4 protein-coding genes are annotated in these 2400 nt (G+C 61.7%); 2 read left to right on the top strand and 2 right to left on the bottom strand.

Translation table 11 applies throughout. From position 1 onward, the window contains the following. Together MKL01_RS30735 and MKL01_RS36040 are read left to right on the top strand one after the other, a co-directional pair. A partial coding sequence (locus tag MKL01_RS30735) for a transposase (RefSeq protein ID WP_243904366.1) occupies positions 1 to 223 on the top strand: 223 nt, incomplete at its 5' end. A 54-nt stretch (positions 224 to 277) separates the two neighbouring features. Beyond that, complete coding sequence (locus MKL01_RS36040; protein ID WP_313901501.1) at positions 278 to 466, top strand: recombinase-like helix-turn-helix domain-containing protein; 189 nt, start codon at positions 278 to 280, stop codon at positions 464 to 466. Between the two features lie 530 nt (positions 467 to 996). On the opposite strand, the gene MKL01_RS30740 is transcribed toward MKL01_RS36040, so the two are convergent. Together MKL01_RS30740 and MKL01_RS30745 are read right to left on the bottom strand one after the other, a co-directional pair. After that, a complete protein-coding gene (locus MKL01_RS30740; protein WP_243908976.1) occupies positions 997 to 1257 on the bottom strand; it encodes a hypothetical protein in 261 nt (86 codons plus the stop codon). 670 nt (positions 1258 to 1927) lie between these two features. Beyond that, a complete protein-coding gene (locus MKL01_RS30745) occupies positions 1928 to 2182 on the bottom strand; it encodes a hypothetical protein (protein ID WP_243908977.1) in 255 nt (84 codons plus the stop codon). Positions 2183 to 2400 lie beyond the last annotated feature (218 nt).

The following is a 2400-nucleotide window of genomic DNA, read 5'->3' on the forward strand; positions in this document are numbered from 1 at the left end:
CGCAGGAGCGCGGCTGCTCTACCTTCCGTCCTACAGCCCTGATTTCAACCCGATTGAGCAGGCCTTCGCAAAGCTGAAGGCGCTGCTACGCAGCGCGGCAGCCCGCACAATCCCGGATCTCTGGGCGGCGATCCGCCAAGCCTTCACGTGCTTCACTCCGCAGGAGTGCCGCAACTACCTTGCCGCAGCTGGCTACGAGGATGACTTGGCCGTCGCTACCTGACCGGGAACAGCTCTAAGCAAGCCGGAGAACCTGTCGAACTGGGAGGCCGGCCAAGTGCGCGGGCGGGCGCGACAGACCCGGCGGCCCGAGGAGCTAGCCCGAGAGCTCGCCCTAGTGATAGCCGCCGTGCGGGCCGAGGGCGCGGTCCCGCTGCGCCAGATCGCAGCGGCGCTGAACGCGCGGGGCATCCCGGCCGCTCGGGGTGGGGCGTGGACGGCTACACAGGTGCGGCGCGTCTCGTAACGAATGTTTGGACCTAGACCGTGGCAGAGCCGTACTTTCACATAGGTTAGTTCAAGCTCAGTTTAGCACCCTCTTTCAACAATGTGAGGCTTACAAAAACAGGAACATCTCCAGATGCCGATAGTTTATTGGGCAGGATCCTGTCTGGGATCTACTTACAAACAAAAGTTGGGTTTTGAGATGAACGTTAGAAATTTATGCGCTCCTTTGATCGCTGCAGCTCTGCTTACCGGCGGCGCTAGCTTTGCTCTCGCCCAGGGCGGAGCAGCCGGCGGCGGTGCAAGTGGTGCCGGAACTGGCATGAGCGGCGGTTCCACAGGAACAGGCGGCTCGATGGGTGCAGGTAGTGGATCTGGCACCGGCATGAGCACCGGCGGTCAGATGAACAACGGGAGCGGCACGGGGGACCGCATGGGTGCGGGCAACTCTGGATCGATGAGCACCGGCTCGACCGGAACGTCTGGTTCGATGGGTAAGGGAACCGGCAGCTCGTCCGGCAGCATGGGTCGCTAATCACTCATTTCGCCCCGTCACCCGCGAGAAGCGGGTGGCGGGTCAATCGGTATAAACCTCGTGTGGCTGCAATCTGCCCACCGAGGTTTCAGGTGGCCGAGCACCAGAACATCAAGATCTTCGGCGAAGTCTTGCAACGCCTGGATAGCGGTACAATCCCGGACACAGGTTGAGCCCTCATGGGTCTCCAGGGTGACGGCGGCGGTCAGCGCCGTCTGCCGGACCGGCTTGATACCGGCGGCGAAGGCGACTTCCTCGCGAACAGTAGCGTTACGCATTTAATCACTCCAACTGTCATTTGACCGGATGGGCATCAAATAAAGGTGCAAGAAATTAACCCGACATTTTCGAATCGGGGAATTTTTACAATGCAAGAAATGTTAATTTCGGCAGACTTCTGGACCGAGCTTGAGCGTAAGGTGTCGTCCAAAGTAGACGAGGCTCTTAACACAGATGAGGTTCCGCACGGGTTGCTAATCTCATATCTGCGCGATTTAGAGGTCATGGCGCGGACTGCCTGCGATAGCCGACAGACTGTCCAGATCATCGCCTCTGGTCGAAGAGTTCTCGGGGATCGAACCCAAGTTGGGCCGCAGGACGGGCCGTTCACATACGCCGTCGCGTGAGCGGATTGGATCTCGGGGCGCCTCAACTGCCAGAGCCCAGATCGGGGAAAAAAATGTTCTACGACGAGATGGGCCGGTTGGCCGATGAAGCACTTCGGTTGAACGCGAGAATGGTCCAGAACGCCATGCTGCTTACGGTGGCGATGAACTACGCCTGGACCGCAAGTCAGTACCGCGAACCTCGGCGAACGAGAAGCGAGATCAAGGCTCACGTGAAGCGGCAAGCGCGAACGAGGCGACCTAAGCGTCGCGGTGTGCCAACAGAGGTCGCGGCCCGAGGTCTGCGCATCCTGTAGAGGGATGTTGCGGTACTCGCTGGACGTCATCGGGCTTGCTGCACCGGCTTGATGCCAAAATTTCCCACTCGCGGGCGCGCTCGCGCGAGGCGGTCATGGCTGGCGCTCATCTCGGCCTCGAACGCTTCCATCTCCTCGTCGGTGAAGGCGACGGCGCTGCACCACTGGTAGTGGACCGGGAGCGGCATGCCATAGGACGGGACCCGATAGGCCCCGAGGGCATCGCGCCGTATCTCGCCGCCCGCATCGACGATCAGCCCAGCGTCGAGGAGCGCCTTCAACGTCTTCGGCGAACAAGACGGGGGCTCGCCGCAACCAACCCGATCGAGGGCGCGGCGCTCGGCCGACGTGCGGCCGCGATGGGGCAGGCGATCAGGATCGGATTTGCAGGGCATGATGGCTCCTCAGGCTGCGGGGCGGTTTAGGGCGGCGTAGCTCGCTAGGACGTGGCGGCGATCGAGACCGGCGAGGCGGTCGAGAGCATCGATCGCAGCGGGGA

The sequence above is a fragment of the Methylobacterium sp. J-070 genome, assembly GCF_022829385.1.
Lineage (GTDB): Bacteria > Pseudomonadota > Alphaproteobacteria > Rhizobiales > Beijerinckiaceae > Methylobacterium.

Excerpts from the sequence above, each read along its gene's own strand:
- MKL01_RS30740 (WP_243908976.1), bottom strand. The coding sequence starts at position 1,257 with ATGCGTAACGCTACTGTTCGCGAGGAAGTCGCCTTCGCCGCCGGTATC.